Source organism: Pseudomonas salmasensis, assembly GCF_014268375.2.
Taxonomy (GTDB): domain Bacteria; phylum Pseudomonadota; class Gammaproteobacteria; order Pseudomonadales; family Pseudomonadaceae; genus Aquipseudomonas; species Aquipseudomonas salmasensis.
Genome location: NZ_CP077083.1, coordinates 3980733 through 4005019, shown reverse-complemented (window position 1 = coordinate 4005019; position 24287 = coordinate 3980733). Strand labels below are relative to the sequence as shown.

Annotated in this window: 18 protein-coding genes and 2 pseudogenes; 6 read left to right on the top strand and 14 right to left on the bottom strand. The window is 61.8% G+C overall.

All coding sequences use genetic code 11. The annotated features are described in order from the left end of the window. The first annotated feature begins 2 nt into the window (after positions 1-2). From tatB to HU731_RS17945, 6 genes and pseudogenes are all read left to right on the top strand, one after another. Positions 3-410, top strand: a complete 408-nt coding sequence (tatB, locus tag HU731_RS17965; RefSeq protein ID WP_003187876.1) for a Sec-independent protein translocase protein TatB — start codon at positions 3-5, stop codon at positions 408-410. Further along, positions 407-1198, top strand: a complete 792-nt coding sequence (gene tatC / locus HU731_RS17960) for a twin-arginine translocase subunit TatC (RefSeq protein ID WP_003187874.1) — start codon at positions 407-409, stop codon at positions 1196-1198. Before tatB ends, tatC begins: the two co-directional genes overlap by 4 nt. Continuing rightward, entirely contained in the window at positions 1195-1902 is a 708-nt protein-coding gene (locus HU731_RS17955; RefSeq protein WP_186606451.1) for a 16S rRNA (uracil(1498)-N(3))-methyltransferase, read from the top strand. The genes tatC and HU731_RS17955 overlap by 4 nt, the downstream gene beginning before the upstream one ends. 216 nt (positions 1903-2118) lie before the next feature. After that, positions 2119-3129 (top strand): annotated as a pseudogene (locus tag HU731_RS28960) (methyl-accepting chemotaxis protein); the annotation flags it as partial. 33 nt (positions 3130-3162) lie between these two features. Continuing rightward, on the top strand, positions 3163-4035 hold the full coding sequence (locus tag HU731_RS28955; RefSeq protein WP_430458790.1) for a methyl-accepting chemotaxis protein: 873 nt from the start codon (positions 3163-3165) through the stop codon (positions 4033-4035). A gap of 135 nt (positions 4036-4170) precedes the next feature. Continuing rightward, positions 4171-6078 (top strand): methyl-accepting chemotaxis protein, encoded by a 1908-nt coding sequence (locus HU731_RS17945; protein WP_186606449.1) that lies wholly within the window; start codon positions 4171-4173, stop codon positions 6076-6078. A gap of 113 nt (positions 6079-6191) precedes the next feature. Here HU731_RS17945 and HU731_RS17940 read toward each other — a convergent pair whose 3' ends face one another. The 14 genes and pseudogenes from HU731_RS17940 to hutH (HU731_RS17875) all read right to left on the bottom strand — a co-directional run bounded on the left by HU731_RS17940 (position 6192) and on the right by hutH (HU731_RS17875) (position 24217). Then, positions 6192-6926: an amino acid ABC transporter ATP-binding protein gene (locus HU731_RS17940; RefSeq protein ID WP_044270688.1), complete on the bottom strand. Its 735-nt coding sequence runs from the start codon at positions 6924-6926 to the stop codon at positions 6192-6194. Beyond that, positions 6919-7878: an amino acid ABC transporter permease gene (locus tag HU731_RS17935; RefSeq protein ID WP_054897532.1), complete on the bottom strand. Its 960-nt coding sequence runs from the start codon at positions 7876-7878 to the stop codon at positions 6919-6921. Before HU731_RS17935 ends, HU731_RS17940 begins: the two co-directional genes overlap by 8 nt. A 134-nt stretch (positions 7879-8012) precedes the next feature. Continuing rightward, the gene (locus tag HU731_RS17930) at positions 8013-8810 is read right to left on the bottom strand and encodes a transporter substrate-binding domain-containing protein (protein WP_186606448.1); all 798 of its coding nucleotides are present in this window, start codon (positions 8808-8810) and stop codon (positions 8013-8015) included. Positions 8811-9029: 219 nt separating this feature from the next. Further along, positions 9030-9830: a transporter substrate-binding domain-containing protein gene (locus tag HU731_RS17925; protein ID WP_186606447.1), complete on the bottom strand. Its 801-nt coding sequence runs from the start codon at positions 9828-9830 to the stop codon at positions 9030-9032. Positions 9831-10009: 179 nt separating this feature from the next. Continuing rightward, positions 10010-12588 (bottom strand): annotated as a pseudogene (gene mdoH, locus HU731_RS17920) (glucans biosynthesis glucosyltransferase MdoH); the annotation flags it as partial. Beyond that, positions 12581-14317 carry a glucan biosynthesis protein G gene (locus tag HU731_RS17915; RefSeq protein ID WP_217894821.1) on the bottom strand — a complete coding sequence of 579 codons (1737 nt, stop codon included), beginning with the start codon at positions 14315-14317 and terminating at the stop codon, positions 12581-12583. The pseudogene mdoH and the gene HU731_RS17915, both read right to left, overlap by 8 nt. Before the next feature lie 267 nt (positions 14318-14584). Beyond that, positions 14585-15022 carry a D-aminoacyl-tRNA deacylase gene (gene dtd, locus HU731_RS17910; RefSeq protein ID WP_003187854.1) on the bottom strand — a complete coding sequence of 146 codons (438 nt, stop codon included), beginning with the start codon at positions 15020-15022 and terminating at the stop codon, positions 14585-14587. Next, entirely contained in the window at positions 15019-15990 is a 972-nt protein-coding gene (gene pip / locus HU731_RS17905) for a prolyl aminopeptidase (protein WP_014716544.1), read from the bottom strand. The genes dtd and pip overlap by 4 nt, the downstream gene beginning before the upstream one ends. A gap of 103 nt (positions 15991-16093) precedes the next feature. Continuing rightward, a complete protein-coding gene (locus HU731_RS17900; RefSeq protein WP_186606444.1) occupies positions 16094-17023 on the bottom strand; it encodes an alpha/beta hydrolase in 930 nt (309 codons plus the stop codon). 513 nt (positions 17024-17536) lie between these two features. Next, positions 17537-18337, bottom strand: a complete 801-nt coding sequence (gene hutG, locus HU731_RS17895; protein ID WP_186606443.1) for an N-formylglutamate deformylase — start codon at positions 18335-18337, stop codon at positions 17537-17539. 12 nt (positions 18338-18349) lie between these two features. Next, positions 18350-19555, bottom strand: coding sequence for an imidazolonepropionase (gene hutI, locus HU731_RS17890; RefSeq protein ID WP_186606442.1), 1206 nt, complete (start codon positions 19553-19555; stop codon positions 18350-18352). Positions 19556-19570: 15 nt separating this feature from the next. Beyond that, the gene (locus HU731_RS17885) at positions 19571-20980 is read right to left on the bottom strand and encodes an L-histidine transporter HutT (RefSeq protein ID WP_014716540.1); all 1410 of its coding nucleotides are present in this window, start codon (positions 20978-20980) and stop codon (positions 19571-19573) included. Positions 20981-21143: 163 nt separating this feature from the next. Further along, positions 21144-22682 (bottom strand): histidine ammonia-lyase, encoded by a 1539-nt coding sequence (gene hutH, locus HU731_RS17880; protein WP_186606441.1) that lies wholly within the window; start codon positions 22680-22682, stop codon positions 21144-21146. 26 nt (positions 22683-22708) lie between these two features. Then, complete coding sequence (hutH, locus tag HU731_RS17875) at positions 22709-24217, bottom strand: histidine ammonia-lyase (protein WP_186606440.1); 1509 nt, start codon at positions 24215-24217, stop codon at positions 22709-22711. Positions 24218-24287 lie beyond the last annotated feature (70 nt).

Sequence of the window (24287 nt, the reverse complement as noted above, 5' to 3'; positions counted from 1 at the left end):
TAATGTTTGGTATCAGCTTCTCTGAACTGCTGCTCGTCGGCCTGGTGGCCTTGCTGGTACTGGGGCCGGAACGCCTGCCCGGTGCCGCTCGCACCGCCGGCTTGTGGATCGGGCGCCTCAAGCGCAGTTTCAACGCGATCAAACAGGAAGTTGAACGGGAAATCGGTGCCGACGAAATCCGCCGACAATTGCACAACGAACATATCCTCTCGTTGGAGCAGGAAGCCCGCAAGATCCTTTCCCCGGTGCAAGAGCCGGCCAAGCCGGTAACGCCGGTGGCCGAGCACAGCATCGCGCCAGCCCCTGTGGCCGACGCGGCTCCTGCAGCGCCCGCCCCAACGACGCCCGCGCCGACGCCCGTTGCGTCGCCCGCACCCCATGACCCTACATTGCCGCCGCGAGCCCCATGAGCGCTGATAAACCGGAAAACGACCAGCACATGCCGCTGGTCTCGCACCTCACCGAGCTGCGTACCCGCCTGCTGCGTTGCGTGGCGGCGATCTTCATCATCTTTGCCGGGCTGTTCGCCTTTACCCAGCAGATCTACACCTTCGTCTCGACGCCGCTGCGCCAGTACCTGCCGGCCGGCGCGACGATGATTGCCACCGATGTGTCGTCGCCGTTCCTGACGCCCTTGAAGCTGACCATGATGGTCTCGCTGTTCCTGGCGATCCCGGTGATCCTGCATCAGATCTGGGGCTTTATCGCGCCGGGCCTGTACAAGCACGAGAAGCGCATCGCCGTACCGTTGCTGGTGTCGAGCATCCTGCTGTTCTACACCGGCATGGCCTTCGCCTACTTCCTGGTGTTCCCACTGATCTTCAAGTTCTTCGCCGCCGCGACTCCAGCCGGCGTGGAAATGATGACCGATATCACCAGCTACCTCGATTTCGTGATGACGCTGTTCTTCGCCTTTGGCGTGGCGTTCGAAATCCCGGTGGCGGTGGTGTTGCTGGTGTGGATCGGCGTGGTCGACGTCAAGTACCTGAAGAAGATCCGCCCGTACGTGATCATCGGCTGCTTCGTGGTCGGCATGATCCTCACACCGCCGGACATCTTCTCCCAGACCTTGTTGGCGGTGCCGATGTGGATGCTGTTCGAAGTGGGCATCCTGTTCAGCGGCTTGATCAGCAAGCGTGGCGAACACCCGGATGACGCGCCTGTCGACGACGACCAGCCGCCAGCGACCCAGCCGTGAACCTGCTGCTGCTCGAAGAGGCCGACTTTATCGCGGCCGACCGCGTAGTGCTGCGCGATCGGCGCCTGGTGCATATGCAGGAGGTTCACCGCGCCGCCGTCGGTGACTCCCTGCGCGTGGGCCGCATTGGCGGGCTGATGGGCAATGCCCAACTGCTGCGCCTGGAAGCCGCCGAAGCCGAACTGCAAGTGAGCTTCGACCAACCGCCACCAAGCAAACTGCCCCTGACCCTGCTGCTGGCCCTGCCCCGCCCGAAGATGCTGCGCCGGGTGCTGCAAACGGTGGCGGCCATGGGCGTGCCCAAGGTGGTGCTGGTCAACAGTTACCGGGTGGAAAAAAGCTTCTGGCAAACCCCGTTCCTGGAGCCTGAAGCGGTGCGCGAGCAACTGATTCTCGGCCTGGAACAAGCGCGGGACACGGTACTGCCCGAGATCATTATCGAGAAACGCTTCAAGCCGTTTGTCGAAGATCGGCTGCCGGCCATGACGGCAGGCACCCTGGGCCTGATCGGCCATCCGGGCGATTACCCGGCCTGCCCCCGAGCCCTGGAGGAACCGGTGACCCTGGCGATCGGCCCGGAAGGCGGCTGGATTCCCTACGAAGTGGACCTGCTGGCCAAGGCCGGTTTGCAGCCAGTGCAGTTGGGTGCACGCATCCTGCGCGTCGAAACTGCCGTAACGGCCCTGCTCGCCCGCCTGTTCTAACCCCCCGCAGATCAAGCGATCATCTCGCCTTCTGTAGGAGCGAGCTTGCTCGCGAAAACCTCACAGGCGCCGCGTTTACCCAGAAAGCACGCGTTATCGTTGACGTTTTTCGCGAGCAAGCTCGCTCCCACATTAGATGTGCATCGCTACAGTATCCCGCCCCCGTGCCGATAGCCTGTGAATAAGTCCAAGCCTTGTTCCAGGGGAGTTCGCAGCATGTATCGTTGGTTAGCCGAGAAACTGGGGAATGTAAGCGTCAACCGCAAGCTGAGCGTGGGCTTTGGCCTGGTGTTGCTCCTGACGCTGTTGATCACCTTTACCGGCTGGACCGGCCTGGGGGATGTGATCAGTCGCGGTGACAAGCTGGGCTTCATTTCCAGCCTCAATGGCCTGACCAAAGACCTGCGCCTGGCACGCCTGGACTTCGACATGCGCCGTGGCGAGCAAGGCACGGACAAGGTCGACGGCCTGCTCGCCCACCTCGACAGTGGCCTGAAGACCGCTGCCGAGCTGATCGAGCAACCTGACGATAAAGCCCTGGTCGAGCAACAGCAGGAAGCCCTGAACCAATACAAAAAGGCCTTCGCCGCCATGGTCCAGGCGGGCCTCAAGCGTGAGGGCGCCCGCAGCAAACTCGGCGACACTGCCGACAATGCCGTCGCCAGGATCAACGAAATCGAAAAAGCCCTGTTGCAAGGTGACAGCGTCGCCCAGTTCAACAGCGTGGTCGAGCAGAGCAAACTGATCCAGCAATCGCGCTTCCAGGTACGCGGCTACACCTACAGCGGCAAGGTCGAGGCCGAGCAACCGGCCCTGGATGCCATCGACAACGCCCTGAAGAAAATCACCGAGCTGCAAGGCCAGTTGCCTGCGCAATACCAGGCCAACCTGCAAGAAGCCGGGGCATCACTGCAAGCCTACCGCGCCGCTGTCAGCCAGTATCGCGATTCCCAGGTCGCCAGCGCCGAAGCGCTCAAAACCATGATCGCCCAAGGCGACATCCTGCTGGGCCACAGTGAAAAACTTACCGTCTCCCAGACCGCCGTGCGTGACGCAGATGCCGCGCAAGCCAAATACCTGTTGCTGCTTGCCACCGTGCTGGCGCTGATCGTCGGCATCTTCGCGGCCTGGGCCATTACCCGCCAGATCGTCATCCCGCTGAACCAGACCCTCACGGTTGCCGAGCGCGTGGCCTCCGGCGACCTGAGCCACAACCTGGAATCGGGCCGCCAGGACGAACTGGGCCAACTGCAGCGCGCCATGCAAAGCATGACCGTGGGCCTGCGTGAGTTGATCGGCGGGATCAGCGACGGTGTCACCCAGATCGCCAGCGCCGCCGAGCAGTTGTCGGCCGTGACCGAACAAACCAGCGCCGGGGTCAACAGCCAGAAGGTCGAGACCGACCAGGTGGCCACCGCCATGAACGAGATGGCCGCCACCGTGCAGGAAGTGGCGCGCAACGCCGAAGAGGCCTCGGAAGCCGCCGTGGCCGCCGACCAGCAAGCCCGTGAAGGCGACCAGGTGGTGGGGCAAGCCATCGCCCAGATCGAGCGCCTGGCCACCGAAGTGGGTAATTCCACAGTGGCCATGGGTGAGCTCAAGCGCGAAAGCGACAAGATCGGCAGCGTGCTCGACGTGATCAAATCCGTGGCCCAGCAAACCAACCTGCTGGCCCTGAACGCCGCCATTGAGGCCGCGCGTGCCGGTGAGGCCGGGCGTGGCTTTGCCGTGGTGGCCGACGAGGTACGCAGCCTGGCCCAGCGCACGCAGAAGTCCACTGAAGAGATCGAAGAGCTGATCGTCGGCCTGCAAAGTGGTACCCAGCAGGTGGCAACCATCATGGACAACAGCCGCGGGCTGACCGAGAGCAGTGTTGAGCTGACGCGCCGGGCCGGTCATGCGCTGGGCAATATTACCCGCACCGTCTCGACCATCCAGGCGATGAACTCGCAGATCGCTACCGCCGCCGAGCAACAAAGCGCCGTGGCTGAAGAGATCAACCGCAGCGTGTTGAATGTGCGCGACATCTCCGAGCAAACTTCGTCGGCCAGCGAAGAAACTGCGTCCTCCAGTGCCGAACTGGCGCGCCTGGGGATCTACCTGCAGACCCTGGTCGGGCGCTTCCGAGTCTGAATTACCCTACGCGGCGGCTTACCAAAGCCGCCGCATCTTGTGAAATTTCCTACGCAGTTATCAGCCCTCCACGGGCCCGAATCGAATTAGCGTTTCAGGTGTCGCCAAACGCTTTCTCTGATTCGGAGGTTCACCATGTTTCCTCGGCTGACCCGCGTGCTGGTCAATGCCAGCGTCCGCCTCAAGCTCGCCCTGGGTTTTAGCCAAGTGCTGATCCTCAGCTTCCTGATCGCCGCTGCGGGCTGGCAAGCCTTGAACGCCGTGCTTTACCGATCCGATAGCCTGACGACCCTGGGGCAATTGGCCGTCGACGCCGAGGCCATGCGCGCCGACCGCATCGTGTACCGCACCCTGACAGACAGCGATAGCCTGGGCAAAATGGCCGCGAAAATCGAGCGGATCGACCAGCACCTGGCCGACCTTTCAAACCGCCTGAAAGACCCGGCTGACCTGCAGCGACTTGAAGAAGCCAAGAGCCTTGCAAGCAACTTCAAGTCGGCACTGGCGCAACTGCCGCCCTTGATCGAACAGCGCGAGCGCATCCGCCCGGCGCTGAAAAAAATCGCCCTGCAAGCCAGCGATACCCTCGCCCAATTTGCCAGTGACCTGCCTGACCAGAACGACGAAAAGGCCCTTGATGCCATCGAGCAACTGCGCCAGGCCATGGAGCTGGCCGAAGATCGCGCCCAGAGCCCCGCCTGGGCCGCGCAATCGCTGGCAATGTATGCACAGGCCATCGGCAAGGCCCTTGACGCGCTGGAGATCGCGCAGTTGGCCGTCACAGCGCTGCCGGTGGATTCAACATTGCTCAAGACCGACCTGGCCACCTACCGCGAGCAGTTGATCAAGCTCAAGGAAGCCCAGCTCAACGTGGAGACCGTGCAAAACCGCTTCGAACAGCAACTCAACGACCTGCGCGAGAAAATTAACCTGTTGAGCCAAAGCCAGAACGCCAAGCGAAACGACGAGGCGGAGCACACCCGCACATTGCTGATCAGCGTGACAGTGGCCGCCCTGGCACTGGGCGCGCTGGCCGCGTGGTGGATCGCCCGCCAGATCGCGGTGCCACTGCGGGAAATCCTTGGCGCCGCGCACCGCGTTGCCGAGGGCGACCTCAGCCACGACATGGCGGTCGACCGTCGCGACGAGCTCGGCCAATTGCAGCAAAGCATCGGCCAAATGACCCGCAACCTGCGTAGCCTGATCAGCAGCATTGGTGACAGCGCCCGGCAGATCGCCGGGGCGGCTACACAGTTATCCACCGTCACCGAGCAGACCCGCAGCGGGCTTAATGAACAAAAAGACGAAACCGACCAGGTAGCGACGGCAATGAATGAAATGCTCGCCACTGCCCAGGAAGTGGCGCGCCACGCCGAACGCGCCTCGGTGGCAGCCAATGAAGCCGACCAGCAGGCCGGCGCCGGTGAGCAAGTGGTCACCCAGGCCGTGGAGCAGATTGGCAACCTGGCCAGTGAAATGGCGCTGTCGGGCCGTGCGATGCTCGCGCTGCAACAGGAGAGTCAGAAGATCGCCAGTGTGCTGGACGTGATCAAATCCGTCTCTCAACAGACCAACCTGCTGGCCCTGAACGCCGCCATTGAAGCGGCGCGTGTGGGTACTGCCGGCCAAGGCTTTGCGGTGGTCGCCGACGAAGTGCGCAGCCTGGCCCAGCGCACTCAGGAATCGGCCGAGGAGATCGAAGGGCTGATCCTGGGCCTGCATAACGGCACCCAGCAGGTGGCGGACATCATGGACAGCAGCCGCAACCTGACCGACAACAGTGTCGCCCTGACCCGCGACGCCGGTGATGCCCTGACCGCCATTGCCCGCACGGTGTCGGTCATCCAGGAAATGAACCCACAGATCGCCGCCGCAGCGGAACAGCAAAGCGCCGTGGCCGAGGAGATCAATCGCAGTGTGTTGAAGGTGCGGGACGTGTCGGAACAAACCGCCGCCGCCAGCGAGGAAACAGCGGCGGCGAGTGTTCAGTTGACGCGGTTGAGCCTGGACTTGCAGACGCTGGTCGACAAATTCAAGCTCTGAAACACCGCCCCTGTAGGCGCGAGCTTGCTCGCGAAAAACTCAAGGCCGCCGCGTTCATTCAGGGTGCGTGGCGTTCTCGTTGACGTTTTTCGCGAGCAAGCTCGCTCCTACAGTCATAGCACTTGGCGCAGGAAGGCTTGGGCGCGTGGGTCTTTTGGTGCATTGAAGAACTCCGCCGGGGCGGCGTCTTCCAGCAGTTTGCCGTGGTCGAAAAACAACACCCGGTCCGCCACTTCCCGGGCAAAGCCCATCTCGTGGGTGACGCACACCATGGTCATGCCTTCCAGGGCCAGGGTCTTCATCACATCCAGCACTTCACCGACCATTTCCGGGTCGAGGGCCGAGGTGGGCTCGTCAAACAGCATCACCTTGGGCTCCATCGCCAGGGCCCGGGCAATGGCGACACGCTGCTGCTGGCCGCCAGACAGGCGCGATGGAAACTCGTGGGCCTTCTGCGCGATACCGACCTTTTCCAGCAGCGCCAGGGCCTTGGCCTCGCGCTCTGGCTTGCCGCGCTTGCGCACGACCTTTTGCGCCAGGCACAGGTTTTCCAGCACCGTCATATGGGGGAAGAGGTTGAAGTGTTGGAACACCATGCCGACTTCACGGCGGTAGGCATTCACGTCGGTCTTCGGGTCGGCCAGTTGCAGGCCGTCGATGCTCACCGAACCCGAATCGAATGCCTCCAGACCATTCAGGCAACGCAGGAAGGTGGACTTGCCAGAGCCCGAAGGGCCGATCACCACCAGCACCTCGCCCTTGGCCACCTGGGTGGTGACATGATCCACCGCGCGCACCACCTGCCCACGGGTATCGAAGACTTTTACCAGATCGCGCACTTCAATCACTTTGGGCGAGCCTCCGCTCAAGCCGGCTGGCCATCTTCGACAGCGGCAGGTTGATCAGCAGGTACAAGCCCGCCACACAGAACAGGATTTCAAACGGCGAGAACGAGGTGGTGATCACTTCGCGACCGCTCTTGAGCAACTCGGTAATCGCGATCACCGACACCAGTGAGGTGTCCTTGACCAGGCTGATAAATTGCCCGGCCAGGGGTGGCAGCACGCGCTTGAACGCCTGCGGCAATACCACATGGCGCATCGACTGGCTGGCGCTCAAACCCAGGGAGCGCGCCGCTTCGTCCTGGCCACGGGTGATGGACTGCACGCCAGCGCGCACGATTTCCGCCACGTAGGCGCCTGTGAACAACGACAGCGCGGCAATCCCGGCGAACTCCCGGGAAAGGTTGAGCACCGTGCCGATAAAGAAATAGAAAATGAAAATCTGCACCAGCAGCGGCGTACCCCGCACCAGCTCGACGTAGATCGTCGACAGGTCGCGCAAGGTGGGGTTTTTCGACAACCGGCACAAGCCGGTGGCCAAGCCAATCGCCAAACCCAGGATGCCAGACACCACCGACAGCCACAGTGTGGTCCACAAGCCCCACATCAACGGCCCCAATGCCCATTGCCGGGTCACGCCGACCACATCGCCTTCAGCCACATCGTCGCCGCGCGCCACTTGCAGGCTGTTATCGGCAACCGTGAGCTTCTGCTCGACCCCGGCGTCGTTGCGCAGGGTGACTTCGGCCGTATCGCCTTTGCGCACCAACTCGACCACGGTGGAAATATCCGCGGCGCGCTGGGAGGTTTCGGCTTGATAGGCGAAGTATTGGGGGACGCGATTCCAGCGCCATTCGTAAGACATCAACGAGGTGGCGTAATACAAAGCGCCCGCCAGGCCGACCAGCACGACCACCGTGAGCAGGTGCCAGGGCCATTGGGCTTTTTTATGTTTCATTTCACTTTCCGAATGTATTGCTCTTGTAGGAGCGAGCTTGCTCGCGAAAAACCCGAGAACCCTCTGGGTGTCAGGATTGCCGCGTTACCGTTGACGATTTTCGCGAGCAAGCTCGCTCCTACACCATCAAGCTTTTATTCCATGTCCTTGAGCCACTCGGAGCTCTTGAACCACTTGTCATGGATGCGATCGTAGGTGCCGTCGTTACGGATCTGGTGCAGGAAGTTGTTGATGAAGTTGATGCTGTCGTAATCACCTTTCTTCAAACCGAACGCCAGGGGTTCAAAGGTGAAGGGTTCGTCCAGGAACACCAGCTTGCCGTTACCAACTTTCTTCTCGGCCACCACGTTATACGGTGCGTCGTAGACAAAGGCGTCAGCCTTGCCGTTGACCACGTCGAGCACGCCTTCCTGCTCGTTGTCGTAACCGTGGTACTTGGCCTTGGAGATCAGCTTCTTGGCAACCATCTCACCGGTGGTGCCGAGCTTGGAGGTCAGGCGGTATTTCTCGTCGTTCAGGTGTTTGTAGGACTTGATGGTGCCTTCCAGCTCCTTGCGGATCAGCAGCGTCTGGCCGACCACGATGAAGGGTTCGCTGAAGTTCAGGCGCAGGTTGCGTTCCTGGGTCAGGGTCATGCCGCTGCCAATCATGTCGAACTTGCCGGTCAGGAAGGCCGGGATGATGCCGTCGTAGCCGGTGGACACCAGCTCCAGCTTGACGCCCATGGACTTGGCCATGGCCTTGAGGATGTCGACCTCAAAACCGATGATTTCACCGCGTTTGTCGGTCATTTCGAACGGCATGTAGGTGGGGTCCATGCCGACTTTCAACGTGCCGCGCTTGACCGCCTCATCAATGGCGCCGGCCTGTGCCACGGTGGCAGCGACCAGCGCGGTGACGCCGAGCATCAGCATCGAAAGATACTTTTTCATCATCAAGACCCCTGAACGATTCTTATAAGGTGGGCGCACGAGAGGGCTGCGCCATTTCGGGGAGCGATCCTAACCCACTCGTTGTCCGCCACAAAGGTTTCACCGGTAAATGTTATCGGTGTGTGTCGCAAAACACTGACAGCGACCCGGCCAAGCACAGACGCAGACGCCTCAGCGCGACGCCTCGATCAGGGATTGATGTGTAAGCACTTATGACGATCAGTCGATCTCGGCGATCCAGGCGGTGTCCCTGAACCACTTGTCATGCAGGCGATCGTAGGTGCCGTCCTGGGCGATCTGGTTGAGAAAATGGTTGATCCAATTGAGGCTGTCGTAATCCCCTTTTTTCAAGCCAAACGCCAAGGGCTCAAAAGTGAAGGGTTGCTCCAGTGCCAACAATGCACTGTTCTGTGGCCGACTTATCGCGATCAGGTTGTAGGGCGCATCATGGATAAAGGCATCGGCCTTGCCTTCCACCACCTGCCGCACGCCCTCTTCCGGGTTAGCTACACTGCCGAGCCGCGCTGATACGAGAAAGCGCTGTGCTGCGGCTTCACCGGTGGTACCTCGGGTAGCAACGACGCGGTAACTGGCATCGTCCAGTTCTTCAATACTGGATACCTGTCCGCCCAGGCGCGGATGCAGCAGCACCGTCTGGCCCACCACGATAAACGAGTCACTGAAGTTGAGCTTGAGGTTGCGCTCCTGGGTGACCGTCATGCCGCTGCCAATCAGATCAAACGTGTTCGCCATCAGCCCTGGCAACAGTTCTGTGTAGGGCACCGCCACCAACTCAAGCTCTACACCCAGCGCACGGCTCATGGCGTGGAGCAAATCAATTTCAAAACCGACGATGCGCCCCTGCTTATCGAGCATTTCGAAGGGCACGTTATTGGGGGTGGTGCCGACTTTAAGTACGCCACGGCGCACAGCGTTGTCCAGCGCGCCCGCGTAAAGCAGACCTGCGTGTCCGCCCAGGAAAAAGCCCATTAGCAATGCCAAACAATACCTTTTGATCATGAATGCCCCCGTGGCGAGTCCAATGTGGGGGGCGATCCTAACCCAGCCGCAGGCACGGCAATACGCTTCGAACAAAGGTCTTTTGTTTCGAAATAACAAGGAGTTAGCGATAAAAAGGAAGAGGCGGGAAACGTTGTAGGACCAACGTTTGAAACACCCCCGAAGTGAGCCTTCGGGGGTGCCTGAATCAGGCCGGTTGGGCCTGGGGCGACTGTGGTTGCAGGGGCAGCAATGGCGCGTGCGGATCGGCCTTGATCGAGGCACGCCAAGCGCCGAGCCACTCGGCATGACCTTCGCTCCACACCTGCTCATGCAGGCGAGCCAGGGCCACCGGGTCGCTGAGCAAGGCCAGGCGTTCGCTGTTGTTGAGGCCGGCCGGGCCGACTTTCAACGCGTGGCGAACACGCTCCATGCGCAGGTACTCGATGGGCTCGGCCTCCCTGTGCCGCGAGGTCGCCAAGGCGCAGGCCAGGGCGTTCTGCTGCGGGTCGACCACCGAACGCACAAAGCCGTCGTTGAGGGCATGCCAACGGTTTTCGTGGGTGTACTGCTCGGTCGACAGCAGGGCTTGCGGCGGATTGTATTCCTCAGGGATCAGGAACAGGCTCTCGTCGCGGGACTTGAGGCCCAGCTTGACCCGGCTGGAAATCACCGACACCGGGATCGACAGCATCAGCGAACCGACGATCGGCACCAGCCACCACAGGAAGCTTGGGTTCAACCACACCACCAGCAGCGCCCATAAAAAGCCCAGCACGGTTTGCGGACCGTGGCGCTTGACCGCCTCGCTCCACGGTGTGGAGTCGTCGTCACGTTGCGGCGAGTTCCAGGTAGCGGCCCAGCCGAGGAACGCAGCGAGCACGAAACGGGTGTGGAAAATCATCCGCACCGGCGCCAGCAGCATGGAGAACAACATCTCCAGCAGCATCGACAGGGTCACCTTGAACTTGCCACCAAACTCTTTGGCGCCCTTGGCCCAGATCAGGATGATGCTGAGCAGTTTAGGCAGGAACAACAGCACGATGGTGGTGGAGAACAGCGCCACGGCCTTGTCCGGATGCCATTGTGGCCACAGCGGGTACAACTGGCGCGGAGCCATGAAGTACTGCGGTTCCATCAGCGTGTTCACCGCCAGCAACGCCGTGGACAGCACCAAAAAGAAGAACCACAACGGCGCCGACAGGTAGGACATCACGCCAGTGAGGAACACCGCACGGTGCACCGGGTGCATGCCTTTGACCAGGAACAGGCGGAAGTTCATCAGGTTACCGTGGCACCAGCGACGGTCACGCTTGAGTTCATCCAGCAGGTTCGGCGGCAGTTCTTCGTAGCTGCCCGGCAGGTCGTAGGCAATCCATACGCCCCAGCCGGCACGGCGCATCAGCGCCGCTTCAACGAAGTCGTGGGAAAGAATCGCACCGGCAAACGCGCCCTTACCTGGCAACGGCGCCAGGGCGCAGTGCTCGATAAACGGCTTCATACGGATAATGGCGTTGTGGCCCCAGTAGTGGGATTCACCCAACTGCCAGAAGTGCAGGCCGGCGGTAAACAGCGGGCCGTAGACGCGGGTGGCGAACTGCTGCATGCGCGCATACAGGGTGTCCATGCCCGACGCACGCGGCGCGGTCTGGATAATCCCGGCATCCGGCGTGGCTTCCATCAGGCGCACCAGGCTGGTCAGGCACTCGCCGCTCATCACGCTGTCGGCGTCGAGAACGACCATGTACTTGTAGTCACCGCCCCAACGACGGCAGAAGTCGTCGAGGTTGCCGCTCTTGCGCTTAACGCGGCGGCGACGACGGCGATAGAAGATCTTGCCGAAACCACCGGCTTCGCGGCAGACGTCGAGCCAGGCTTGCTGTTCGGCGATGCAGATGTCGGCATCGTTACTGTCGCTGAGCACGAAGAAATCGAAGCGATCCAGGTCACCGGTCGCGGCTACCGATTCGAACGTTGCACGCAAGCCGGCGAATACACGCGGCACGTCTTCGTTGCAGATCGGCATCACCAGGGCGGTGCGCGCATCCTTGGGAATCGGCTCGTCGCCGGCACTTTTACCGGAGATACGGTATTTATCGTGCCCGGTCAGCAGTTCCAGGAAGCCCATGAGCGCGGTCCAGAAACCGGCCGACACCCAGCAGAACAGAATCCCGAACATGATCAGGATGCTGGTTTGCAGGGCGTAAGGCAGTACCTGGGTGGCGGTTTGCAGCAGGGTCTGGTTGCGAATTTCGTCGAAGTCGACCAGCGACCAGCCCTGGTACGGCATGATGCCTTTCATGTACCAGCCGGCCACGATGGTCTGGCCCAGCATCAGCACCAACAGGATGTAACGACGGATCGAACCCACGGTACGCCAGCGCGCAGCCGGCAGTACCCGCTCATCTTTGGGTGGCTTGAGCGGGTTGGTGCGACCGGTCATCCGGCGCCAACCGCGCACCAGAATGTTGGTGCGCCAAGGCTCGGGCACCACTTTGGTCCGACGAATCGGCGGCGTGGCTTTCAGGCACACACGGCCGCTGGCATCGAGCGCCAGCATCTCGGCGTCTTGCAGCTCTTCGGCGCTGTTGAGGGTCAAGCGGCGGCCAACCGACGCTTGGGCAGCGTCGGTCGGTGCGTCGAAGGTCTTGGACGACAGACGTTCGTGCAACTCGCTGAAGGACGTGCAGCCTGCCAGCTCGGCGCGCTGCTCAGCCGTCATGGGTAGATGCGCCAGGTACTCGGACAGAGTCTCTGGCTTGACTTGAGAATTACTCATCGGCAGGCAACTGATAGCTCCAGGTTTCGGTCAGGACTTGCTCGGTCTTGATCGGCTCCGGTGTGGCTGGGGCAGCCTCAGGCTGTTTGGCTTCCTTGTCCTTGGCGTCTTTCTTGGCCTGTTTCTCATGCTGCTTGGCCAAGACTTTGTCGGCCTTGAGCACATGGTTGGAAACCGACTCAGGCTCAGGCTGCACGATATCCTGCACCAGCGCCGCACGCATTTCGGTCGGCTTGCTTGCGTCCTTGATCTTCATACGCAGGGTCAGGCGCCAGCCTTTGGTGTGTTCGTTGTAGCGCACGCTGTTTTCGACCAGCTCGGCGTTATCGCCCACGCTCACCTGGCTACGTACCGGGGCGTCCGGCAGCAGTTTCTTCAGGGACGGGCCCTCGAAGTCCACCAGGTAGGCCACGCTGCCGTCGGGCTGACGGATCAGGTTCGATTGCTTCACGTCACCGGTGGAGCGCAGGGTCTGCTTGACCCAGGCACTGTCCGGCGAATGGAAAGCTGCGTCGTCCAATGTCCAGTGCAGACGGTAGGCTACGTCCAGCGGCTTGCCGACTTCCGGCAGTTCGGCCGGGCTCCAGAAGGCCACGATGTTGTCGTTGGTCTCATCGGCGGTCGGGATCTCGACCAGGTCGACAGAGCCTTTGCCCCAGTCGCCTTCAGGTTCGATCCAGGCGCTTGGGCGCTTGTCGTAGTTGTCGTCCAGGTCTTCGTAGTGGCTGAAGTTGCGACCACGTTGCAGCAGGCCGAACCCACGCGGGTTTTCGACGCTGAAGTTGCTGACCGACAGGTGTTTAGGGTTGTTCAGTGGACGCCAGATCCACTCGCCATTGCCAGCGTGGATCGACAGGCCGCTGGAATCGTGGAGCTCGCGACGGTAGTTGAGGACCTTGGACGGCTGGTTGGCGCCGAACAGGAACATCGAGGTCAACGGCGCAACGCCCAGCTTGCTGACCTTGTCACGCAGGAACATCTGGGATTTGACGTCCACCACGGTGTCGGTGCCAGGGCGCAGGATCAGGCGGTAGGCGCCAGTGGCGCGTGGCGAATCCAGCAGCGCAAAGATCACCAGGTGCTTGTCACCCGGCTTTGGACGCTCGATCCAGAACTCGGTGAAACGCGGGAATTCTTCGCCAGACGGCAACGCGGTGTCGATCGCCATGCCACGGGCAGACAGGCCATACACCTGGTCTTTGCCCACGACGCGGAAATAGCTGGCGCCGAGCATGGTCATGATTTCGTCTTGCTTGTCGGCCTTGTTGATCGGGAAAAGCACACGGAAACCGGCGTAACCCAGCTGTTCGGTGGCTTTAGGATCAAATTTCACATCGCCGAAATCGAAACGCGTGGGGTCGTACTTGATTTCATGCACGCTGTCGGCGGTGACTTCGTTGATTTTCACCGGGGTGTCGAAATGCATCCCCTGGTGATAGAAGGACAGCTTGAACGGGGTGTTCTGATCGGCCCACTCGGCTTTTTCATTGCGGAAACGAATTTTCTGGTAATCAGCGAATTTCATTTCGCGGAATTCGTTCGGCAAATTGCTGCGCGCAGCTTCGTATTTCTGCCCAGCCAGCTCTTTTGCCTTGGCCGACACATCATCCAGACTGAACGCCCACAGTTGACCCGCGCCGAACAGGCAAAACAGGGCAGAGCCCGTCACCAGTGCGTTTCGTAACCGTTTGGCAGACAATTTTGGTGCATTACAGGGACTAACAATCACGAGCAACCCTCGCCGAAAACAGATCAAAAAACCAACTGCCAGCTATCTATATGCCAGGTTGGCGAGCAATGTTCCGACTCCTCTGGGGCGAAATGATTCCCCATGCGGTTGTCGGACAAGGCTCTACCTAAGTCAAAAATGGACCAAACAACGCTGATCCCCGTAGCGCGCGATTATCTAGTAGCCCGCGAGACAACGCATCAGGGGCAGCGAAGTATTTGTAGCGAAACCCTGCGTTTTTAGGCATTAACGTCGTTTTTCATACATTCATGTCTGTAAGAGGAAGGTCACAGGGCCATCATTGACCAAGTGCACCTGCATATCCGCGCCAAAACGCCCTGACGCCACCTTGCCATGCAATTGTTGCGCTTGTAACAACAAGTGATCAAAAAGCGCCGCTCCCAGGGCCGGAGGAGCCGCCGTGGAGAAGCTGGGCCGCAGCCCGCTTTTGGTATCCGCCGCCAGGGTGAACTGCGACACCAGCAGCAAACCGCCGCCGATGTCCTTGAGGGACAGGTTCATCTTGCCCTCCTCGTCACTGAACACCCGGTAGTTAAGCAGCTTGTGCAACAGTTTGTCGGCGCTCTCGGGGGTATCTGAAGGCTCGACGGCGACCAATACCAGCAAACCCTGGTCGATCGAGCCTACCACCTCACCCGCGACCTCGACCCGGGCGCCACGCACCCGCTGCAACAGGCCTTTCATGCTTCTTCGGGCGGCAGGTCGAGCAGGCGTCGGGCCATTTCGCCGGTCGCGCGTACCAGCGCGTCAGTGATACCCGGCTCGGATGCCGCATGCCCGGCCTCGCGGATCACCTGCAACTCACTGTTGGGCCAGGCCTGATGCAGCTCCCAGGCGTTATCCAGCGTGCAGATCATATCGTAGCGGCCATGGATGATGACGCCAGGCAGATGGGCGATCTTGTGCATATCGCGAATCAGCTGGTTGGGTTCCAGGAAGGAGTTGTTGGTGAAGTAATGGCATTCGATACGGGCGATGGACAAGGCGCGCTGCGGCTCGGAAAACCGCTCCACATGCTGTGGGCTCGGGCACAGGCCCAACATGCGGCCTTCCCAGCCCGACCAGGCTTTGGCCGCGTGCATCTGGGCGATTTGGTCATTGCCGGTCAGGCGCTTGTGATAAGCGGCGATCATGTCGTGGCGCTCTTCCACCGGAATCGGGGCCACGTAGTCCTGCCAGTAATCCGGGAACAGGCGGCTCGCACCCTCCTGGTAAAACCAGCGAATATCCTGGGGGCGGGCGAGGAAGATGCCGCGCACGATCAGGCCGAGCACACGCTCGGGATGGGTTTGCGCGTAGGCCAGGGCCAGGGTCGAGCCCCAGGAGCCGCCGAACAGCACCCACTTGTCGATGCCCAAGTGCTCGCGGATGCGTTCAAGGTCGGCGACCAGATCCCACGTCGTGTTGTTTTCAAGGCTGGCCCTGGGCGTGGAACGGCCGCACCCACGCTGGTCGAAGGTGACGATATGGTAGAGGTTCGGGTCGAAATAGCAGCGGCTCTGGGCATCGCAACCGGAGCCGGGGCCGCCATGGATGAACACGACAGGCAAGCCTTCGGGGGAGCCACTTTCATCGACATACAGGGTGTGGGTGTCATCGACAGCCAGATCGTGCCGGGCGTAGGGTTTGATCTGCGGGTACCAAGTCTGCATTGCGTGCTCCGTAGGGTGTCGGGTTCATCCCTGGGGGGACGTCTATTATTTTGCCGTCTGGCATCATAAACCCGAATTGTGCAATGAGCATGTCCTTGCGCACTTAGACCTGTGTCAGCAGTTCGCGCCTCAGGTAACCAAGCAGATAGTCATACAGCCGATCCACCTCCGGCACCTGGCCGCGTGCCCGCAAACAACCGTGGACCAGCCCTTTGCCGGGATACAGCACGGTTTCCACGCCTGCAGCTTGCAGGCGCTCGGCGTACAACCGGCCGTCATCGCGCAGCGGGTCGAACTGGGCTACGGCGATCAATGCCTTGGGTAGTCCGCTGAACGTCTCGGCCAGCAATGGCAGGGCGTAGGACGAGGGTATGCGCATGTCGCCCAAGTACAACGCCAAGTAGTCCTCAGTGTCGGCACGGCTGAGCAACGGTGCATCCCAGCAATCAGCCCGCGAGGGCAAGTCGGCGGGGCCACCCAAGCCTGGGTAAACCAGTACCTGGGCGCGGGGCAATGCTTGCCGGTCATCGCGCAGCCCCAGGCACAACGCCGCCGCCAGGTTGCCGCCGGCGCTGTCACCCATCACCACCCGCCGTTCGAGGTTGATGGCATGCGGCCCCTCCCCGGCCTGGATCGCCTGCCATACCGCACGGCAATCGTTGTAGGCCGCGGGGTAAGGATGCTCAGGCGCCAAGCGGTAGTCGATGGCGATCACCAGCACTTGCAGGGTAGCGACCAGTTCAAGGCAGATGAAATCGTGGGAATCCAACCCGCCAACGACCCAGCCGCCACCGTGTATATAAAGGAGGCAGGGCCAGCCTTCTGCTGGGTCAGGCGCCTCGGGCCGATAGCTGCGCACGCTGACGCCTCCTACAGAACAATCCGCGACGTGCAGCCCGGTGGGGATGGGCGGGGTGAAGGCCTGGCACATGCGGTTGTAGGTTTGGCGCAGGCCAGCCAGCGATGAGTCATCGCTGGTAAAAGCTACGGTCTTGGCGACAAAGGCGCGCATCGGCGAAGAAATAGGGTACATGTGCACACCTTATTCACGGTGGAGATTAGTGTGGGAGCTGCCTGCGATGGCCATAGGTATCTACATAACTCTGTAAGCTCAACGGTAACCACGATGCGAAGCGAGCCGCTCTTGATCTTGATCTGCTTTTGATCTTAGCGCCCCGTTAAACCACGCTGGCCGGAATTCGCCAGGGATTTGGGGGGTAAACCGGCAGGGATGCCGGTTTAGCCGCCCCGCGCCATGGATGGCGCGTGGCGGCGGCCCCCCAAATCACTGGCGGATTACGGGCACACCGAGCCTAGGCGAGGTGCCGAGTGGTGGGGCAAGAGCCCTTTTGGTTACTTTTGGGGCTCTTTTCCAAAAGTGACCCGCTGTCAGAGCGGAACCCTAAGTCGCCGTTACCGCAGGAATGGATATGTACACGGTCCAACTGTGTCGCCTGTCAGGCCGTCATCGCAGGCAAGCCAGCTCCCACATGTTGATCTGTGAACCCATTCAAGTGTGGGAGCTGGCTTGCCTGCGATAGCGATTTCAGCCGTAGCGCTTTTGCCCCCAGGCCAACACCCCTTCCAGCAACTGCCTCAACACCACCCGAGTCGGCTCGGCCAGATCAGGGCGATATCGGAACGGCTCGAACTCCTCCATATAGGTGCTCTGGCACAACTCCAGCTGCACGGCGTGGATATCCTGCGCCGGATTGCCGTAGTGCCGGGTGATATGGCCGCCCTTGAAGCGCCCGTTCAGCACATGGGTGTATTGCGGATGCTGGGCGCAGATGGCTTCCAGCTGGCTGGCCAGCTGCGGGTCGCATGCAGCGCCGTTGAAGGTGCCCAGGTTGAAGTCCGGCAATTTGCCGTCGAACAGGTGCGCGATTACCGAGCGGATCGAGTGCGCATCGAACAGCAACGCATAACCGAACTCGGCTTTGAGGCGCGCCAGTTCTTCCTGCAGTTGGCGGTGGTACGGCCCCCAGATTTTTTGCAGGTAGCTGGCCCGCTCTTCGTCGGAGGGCGTTTGCCCTTCACGGAACAACGGCACGCCATCGAACAACGTCTCTGGGTACAGGCCAGTGGTAGCGCCGGCATACAGCGGCGTGTTGTCGGAAGGCCGGTTGAGGTCGATGACAAACCGCGAGTACTGCGCAGCCAGGGTGCTGGCGCCCAGTTCTTCGGCAAAGTCATACAACAGGGGGATATGCCAGTCGGTGTCCGGCAGGCTTTGCGCCTCGGGGATCAACCCGTCCTGGACCGCAGGCGTGAGGCGCAGGCCGGCGTGGGGCATGCTGATCAGCAGCGGCACGCGGCCTTGTTTGAATGTCAGAACCTTATCCACAACAGCATCCTCTCACACAGTGACGTCGACGCCGTGGCGCACGACGCGTTTATCCAGTTCGCCACCCAGCCAGTAGGCCAGGTCGGCGGGGCGGTCGATCTGCCAGGCGACAAAATCCGCGACCTTGCCCACTTCCAGGGAGCCATGGGTATCGCCCAGGCCCAACGCGGTGGCCGCGTGTTGGGTGGCGCCAGCCAGGGCTTCTTCCGGGGTCATGCGAAACAGGGTGCAGGCCATGTTCAGCATCAGCCGCACCGACAGCGCTGGCGAGGTGCCGGGGTTGAGGTCGCTGGCGATGGCGATCTTCACGCCGTGTTTGCGCAGGGCGTCCATGGGCGGCAGCTGGGTTTCACGCAGGAAGTAAAAAGCCCCCGGCAGCAACACGGCGACGGTGCCGGCAGCGGCCATGGCGATGGCGTCTTCTTCGGTCATGAATTCCAAATGGTCGGCCGACAGCGCCTGGTAGCGCGCCGCCAGGCTTGAGCCGTGCAACGACGAGAGTTGCTCGGCGTGCAGCTTCACCGGCAAGCCAAGTTGCTGGGCGACCTTGAATACCCGCTCAACCTGCTCGGGGGAAAACGCCAGGTATTCACAGAACGCATCGACCGCATCCACCAACCCCTCGGCGGCCAGGGCCGGCAGCATTTGGGTGCAGATGTGCTCGATGTAGTCGTCGGCGCGGTCCTTGTACTCCGGCGGCAACGCGTGGGCGGCCAGGCAGGTGGCGCGCACGCTGACCGGCAGCGCGTCACCCAGGCGCCGGGCCACGCGCAACATCTTGCGTTCGTTGGCCAGGTCCAGGCCGTAGCCGGACTTGATCTCCACCGTGGTCACGCCGTCACGCAGCAAACTGCGCAGGCGCTTTTCGGCACTCAAGAACAGCTCATCTTCGCTCGCCGCACGGGTTGCGCGCACCGTGCTGGCAATGCCGCCGCCCTTGGCCGCGATCTCGGCATAGCTGACGCCTTCGAGGCGCTGCTCGAATTCGCCGCTGCGATTGCCTCCAAACACCGCATGGGTGTGGCAGTCGATCAGCCCGGGGGTGACCCACGCGCCTTGCAGGTCATGCACTTGGGCGTAATCTGCCGTCGGCGCCTGGCTGCGGGGGCCGACCCACTCGATGAGCGAGCCGGCAGTCACCATGGCGGCATCCTCGATGATCGAGTATTTGCCGTTGGCCATGGTTGCGACGTGGCAGTGTTGCCAAAGCGTTTTCATCAACGCCTCCCTAAGTTATCGATGAGACAAAACCGGGTCGTAATCGACCTTGGCCGTTTGCCCGGCGGCAGGCTTGACCCACAGCCAGTAGGCGATGATCAGCAGCACGATCCACACGGCGCCCACCATCAACGCCGCCTGGGTGTCCGGGAAGTAACCGAGTACACCAAACACAAACAGCATGAACACAATGGCCGCTGCCGGCGCATAGGGCCAGAACGGCACCGGGAATTTCAGTTCGGCGACCTGCGCCTTGGTCATGGAGCGGCGCATGGCGACCTGGGTAAACAGGATCATCAGCCAGACCCACACGGTGGCGAAGGTGGCAATCGAGGCGATCAGCAGGAACACGTTTTCCGGGATCAAGTAGTTGAGTACCACACCGCCGAGCAAGGCGGCGCCCATGACCACTACGGTCATCCACGGTACGCCCTGTTTGGACAATTGCGCGAAGCCCTTGGGCGCCTGCCCTTGTTGAGCCAGGCCGTACATCATGCGGCCGGCGCCAAAGATGTCGCTGTTGATCGCCGACACCGCCGCCGAGATCACCACGATATTGAGGATAGTCGCCGCCGAGCCAATCCCCAGGTTGCTGAAGATCTGCACGAATGGGCTGCCCTGGCTGCCGATCTGCGGCCACGGGTAGATCGCCATCAGCACGAACAGGGTCAGCACGTAGAACAGCAGGATACGCAGCGGCACCGCGTTGATTGCCTTGGGGATCACGCGCTGCGGGTCCTTGGCTTCACCGGCGGTGATGCCGATGATTTCGATGCCGCCAAAGGCGAACATCACCACCGCAAACGAAGCAATCAAGCCGCCGATGCCGTTAGGCATGAAGCCGCCGTGGGCCCACAGGTTGCTCAGGCCGCTGGCCTGGGTTTCGCCTGCCGAGTGAATGCCGAACAACATGATGCCAAAACCGCCGAGGATCATCGCCACAATGGCGCCGACCTTGAGCAGCGACAGCCAGAACTCCATCTCGCCAAAGACTTTGACGTTGCACAGGTTCAGGCCGCCGATCAAAAACACGATGCCCAGCACCCAGACCCAACGGGCCACTTCGGGAAACCAGAAGCCCATGTAGATGCCGAACGCGGTGACGTCGGCCAGGCAGACGATGATCATTTCAAAGGCGTAGGTCCAGCCGAGGATAAACCCGGCCATCGGCCCCAGGTAGGTGCTGGCGTAGTGGCCGAAGGAGCCGGACACCGGGTTGTGCACGGCCATCTCGCCGAGGGCGCGCATCACCATGAAGACGGCGGCGCCGCCGATCAGGTAGGCCAGCAGCACGGCGGGGCCGGCCATCTGGATGGCGGAGGCAGAGCCATAGAACAGCCCGGTGCCGATCGCGGAACCCAGGGCCATGAAGCGAATATGTCGGGCGTTGAGCCCGCGTTTCAAACCTTTTTCTGGCTGGTGCATTTCTCTTCCCTAATTATTCTTATCCCGAGAAAAACGCGCCCTCACCTGTAGGAGCGAGCTTGCTCGCGAAAAACCTGAGAGCGCTGATGTGTGTCAGGTTTAACGCGTAATCGTTGACGATTTTCGCGAGCAAGCTCGCTCCTACAGTGGGGGCGGCGGCGTGTTAGAGGCTTGGCAGCAACTTGGCCGGCACCAGCTCATTCAGGCAGCGGCTGGCGAGCAGTTCGCTGGCGGCGTTGATGTCCGGGGCGAAGAAACGGTCCTTGTCATAGAACGCCACTTTGCCACGCAGAATGCCACGGGCTTTTTCCAGCTTGGGCGAGGTCTTCAGGCCGTCGCGCAGGTCCAGGCCCTGGCACGCCGCGAGCCATTCCACCGCGAGGATGCCCCGGGTGTTCTCGGCCATTTCCCACAAACGCTTGCCCGCAGCCGGGGCCATGGACACGTGGTCTTCCTGGTTGGCCGAGGTGGGCAAGCTGTCGACGCTATGGGGATGGGCCAGCGCCTTGTTCTCGCTGGCGAGCGCGGCAGCGGTCACCTGGGCGATCATGAAGCCAGAGTTCACCCCGCCATTGCCCACCAGAAACGGCGGCAGTTGCGACATGTGCTTGTCCATCATCAACGAGATCCGGCGCTCGCTCAGGGAGCCGATTTCGGCAATGGCCAGCGCCATGTTGTCGGCAGCCATGGCCACCGGTTCGGCGTGGAAGTTACCGCCAGAGATCACGTCGCCCTCGGCGGCAAAGACCAGCGGGTTATCCGACACTGCGTTGGCCTCTACCACCAGCACCTCGGCGGCCTGGCGCAATTGGGTCAGGCAGGCGCCCATGACCTGTGGCTGGCAACGCAGGGAATACGGGTCTTGGACCTTGTCGCAGTTCTGGTGCGATTGGGACACCTGGCTGCTTTCATCGAGCAGGTCGCGATAGGCCGCTGCCGAGTCGATCTGGCCGCGCTGGCCACGCGCCGCATGAATACGCGCATCGAACGGCGAGCGCGAACCCAGTACCGCTTCCACAGTGAGGCCGCCGCACGCGAGGGCGCCGGCGAACAGGTCTTCGCCTTCGAACAGGCCACGCAGGGCATAGGCCGTGGACACCTGGGTGCCGTTGAGCAGGGCCAGGCCTTCTTTGGCGGCCAGGGTCAGCGGCGTGAGGCCGGCGATTTTCAGTGCTTCGGTGGCCTCCAACCATTCGCCCTTGTGGCGCGCCTTACCTTCGCCAAGCAGTACCAGGGACATGTGCGCCAGCGGCGCCAGGTCACCGGAGGCACCGACCGAACCTTTAAGTGGAATGTGCGGGTACACCTCGGCGTTGATCAATGCGATCAGCGCGTCGATCACCTGGCGACGAATCCCGGAGAAGCCACGGCTCAGGCTGTTGACCTTGAGCACCATGACCAGTCGCACCAGCGCATCGCTGATCGGCTCACCGACGCCGGCAGCATGGGACAGCACCAGGGAGCGCTGGAGGTTTTCCAGGTCTTCGCTGGCGATGCGGGTCGAGGCCAACAAGCCAAAACCGGTGTTGATGCCATAGGCGGTGCGGTTCTCGGCGAGAATCTGCTCCACGCAGGCAACGCTGGCTTCGATCTGGGCCGAGGCGCTGTCATCCAGGCTGAGGGTTACTGGCTGCTGGTAGATGGCACGCAGTTGGGCGAGGCTCAGTTGGCCTGGAATCAGGTTTAGCGCAGTCACATTCATTCTCCTTGTGAATTGTTCTTAGGTGTTCAGTGCAAATTCGGTAATGCAGTGTCTATAAGCAGCTGGGCAGCGGCGGCAATATCCGGCGCCAGCCAGCGGTCCTGTTCATAGGCGGGGACCACTTCGCGCAGCAGCCGCCAGGCGCGGTCGGTACCGGCGCCGAAGCGCTGGCCCTTGAGAAACTCGAAAGCCTGGGCCGCCAGCAGGTACTCGATGGCAAGAATCTGGGTGACGTTGGCCAGCACCTGGTGCAGCTTGAGCGCGGCGTTGGTGCCCATGCTCAAGTGGTCTTCCTGCAGGCCCGAGGTGACGAAGTTGTCGAGCACGGCAGGTTGCGCCAACTGGCGGTTCTGCCCACACAAGGACGCGGCGACGTACTGCACGATCATCATCCCGGAGTTGACGCCCGGGTTGCTCACCAAAAAGGCTGGCAGGCCGCTGACATGCGGGTTGACCAGGCGGTCCAGGCGGCGCTCGGCCACCGAGCCGATCTCGGCCATGGCGATGGCGAGCATGTCGGCCGCCATCGCGACGGACTGCCCGTGGGGGTTGGCCTGGGACACCACGCGGTAATTGTCCGGCGTGCCCAGCACCAGCGGGTTGTCGGTGGCGCTGTTGAGTTCGGTCTCGATCTGGCGCGTGGCGTGCTCCACCTGGTCGCGGGCCGCGCCATGAATCTGCGGGATCGAGCGAATGCTCAAGGCGTCCTGGGTGCGAATACCTTTGCTGCTGGCAATCACTTCACTGCCGTCGAGCAGGGCACGCAGGTTGATGCCTACGTGCTGCATGCCCGGGTGCGGCTTGAGGGCGATGATGGCTTCGTCGAAGGCGTCGATCTGGCCGCGCTGGGCTTCGAAACTCATGGCACCGATCACGTCGGCCCATTGCAGCAAGTGATGCGCATCGGCCAGGGCCAGGCAGCTCAGGCCGGTCATGCACGGCGTGCCGTTGACCAGGCACAGGCCGTCCTTGGCGCCGAGTACCACGGGCTGCAAACCTTCAGCGTGCAACGCGTGTTGCGCCGTGACGACCTGGCCGCGGTAGCTCACATTGCCGACGCCCAGCAGGGCCACGCCGATATGGGCCATGTGGGTCAGATACCCCACCGAGCCTTGGGACGGCACTTGCGGGGTGATGCCGTGGTTGAGCAGCGCCAGCAGTGCGTGCACCACCTGCGGATGCAGGCCGGACTTGCCGTGGCTGTAGTTGATGATCGCCGCGCAGATGATCGCGCGGGTCTGCTCATCGGTGAGCACCGGGCCGACGCCACAGGCGTGGCTCAGCAGCGTATTGCGCGACAGTTGGCTCAGTTGCTCGGTTTTGAGCGAGACGTTGCACAGCGCGCCCAGGCCGGTGTTGACGCCATAGGCGCGCTCGCCGCTGGTGACGATGCGTTGCACGATGGCTTGGGCATTGTCGATGCGCGCCCAGGCGTGGCCGGAGAGTTCGAGCACGGCGCCGTGACGGGCGACGGCGGTGACGTCCTGCCAGCGCATTGGGGTGTCGGCGATGATGATTGTTGTTGCCTGGGACATCGTTGACCTCTTCATAATCTCTACAGCATTGCCGGCCTCATCGCGGGCAAGCCCGGCTCCCACATTTGAC